2 protein-coding genes are annotated in these 1,757 nt (G+C 62.8%); both read right to left on the bottom strand.

Annotated features, from left to right (window positions below; all coding sequences use genetic code 11):
- Positions 1–136: 136 nt before the first annotated feature.
- A complete protein-coding gene (locus WCA53_RS28245) occupies positions 137–1,105 on the bottom strand; it encodes a VTT domain-containing protein (RefSeq protein ID WP_423918733.1) in 969 nt (322 codons plus the stop codon).
- A gap of 58 nt (positions 1,106–1,163) precedes the next feature.
- Positions 1,164–1,757, bottom strand: a 594-nt coding sequence (locus WCA53_RS28250; RefSeq protein WP_423918736.1) for an LssY C-terminal domain-containing protein, incomplete at its 5' end; no start/stop codon positions are given.

Below are 1,757 nucleotides of genomic sequence, written 5' to 3' on the forward strand. Positions count from 1 at the left end.
GCCCCGGACAGGGGCTAACAGTAATAAGCAAGAAAATACTACCTATGCAGAACGACCACGCTAGCAGAAGGACTCCACCCTAGCCCCACACTCGCCGCCAGCAGCACCGCCCAAACCCCGCCCCCAGCGCCAGCGCCTAAAACTGCGCGACGACACTCGCGCTAAACCTCCGCGGAAGAGGCTCAATCGGATATCCACGAAGCACCCACCCATCCATCCCGCCCTTCAAGACAAACACATTCGAATAGCCGCGCGCACGCAACTGACCACAAACCTTGCGTGCGGTCGCATCGTTCGGACAATCGCAATACACGACCACCGGACGCGCCGCAAACGAAGCACCGGCACGGTCCATCGAACTGAGATCGAAGATCGACGCGCCTCGAATTCGATAAGGATCCTGCCGGCGTATCGATTCCCAACGCGCGTCCATGACAATGGGCGGCGAGTCGGAGCGCAGCATTTCCTCCAACCGCTCCGGCGTGACATAAACGCGGGCGAGCCACTTGCGCAAACGCCAACGCAAGACGTATCGATAGATCGGGTAAAGAATTGCGACGGACACCAGCACGTCGATAATCGTCCCGCCGTGCGGCTTGAGCACACGGATCAACATCCCGAGTTGCCTTTCGAACAGCGCGCCGCCCAGCAGCCAAAACGCAGCCCACGCCGCCGTGCCCGCCGCGTCCCAACTGAAGAACACCCAGGGCGCAATGCGCGTGCTCCCCATCAGGGGCGGCGTGATCAGCGCAAGGCCGGGAACGAATTTCGACACGGCCACGATCGGCGTCCCGAAACGCTCGAACAAGCTGCGCGTGACACGCACGCTCGTATCCACCGACAACGATATCCGCGCAATCACCCTGATCAGGCGGCGGCCGTACTTGCGCCCCGCCGTGAACCACACGGTATCGCCGATGAGCGCTGCCACGACCGCCGCGGCAAAGACATGGGTGAACGGCAACGTGCCGTTCGCTACCGCCGAGCCGGCGACTACCAGCACGGGAATGACCGGCAGCGGCGCGCCCAGCCGCGTGGCCAGCACATTGGCGAACACGGCCGCACTACCCCACGCAGCAATCTGCGATGTCGGAATCTCGATCAACGGCGCATCTCCTGAAGTATCCCGTCTTGCATCCCGTCTCGCCATGCGGCGGCGAACATCATCGGTTGCCCGACTCGATGAGCGTCACGGGAACTTTCCCGCATCCAACACTGCTGGAGACTTCAAGGTCGTGCCACGGCGACTTTTCGCCGCGCGTGGTGATCATCGGATCGGCGTCCCTTTCCGGACGCAGCACATTGAATGGCCACGCAGGCCGGCGCAGCCGCTCATGCACCATCGAGCCGAGCCAGATCGGCGTGGGCGCATCGCCGTCGCGTCGCTTGACGGTGTAGGGGGTGGGCCAGAATCGAAGCACGTCGCGTTCGTCGGGCGTGCCGAGGGAACGAATGAACACGAACGCCGACGGCTCGCCGTTGTTCAACCGCGGCAGGACCGGCAACGCCGTGGCGGGCACATTCGGCGCCACGAGCGACAAGAGGCTGCGAAGCGAAAGCGAGCTTCCCTCAACCCAGCCGCGACTCTCGAGCTGAGCGGTTATCTGGTCGGCAGTGGCTGTCCATTGCACGGTAATCGGTTCCCTCCGGTCGCCTTCCATGTTGGACCGATAGCAAGAAAAGGTCCTCCACAAGGAATCGGTCCACTGCATCGGCGTCACTTCGATGTTTGCCTGCGTTTGCTGGTGGTCGTCCAC

It is taken from the genome of Caballeronia sp. (genome assembly GCF_049581465.1).
In the GTDB taxonomy this organism is placed as follows: Bacteria; Pseudomonadota; Gammaproteobacteria; order Burkholderiales; family Burkholderiaceae; genus Caballeronia.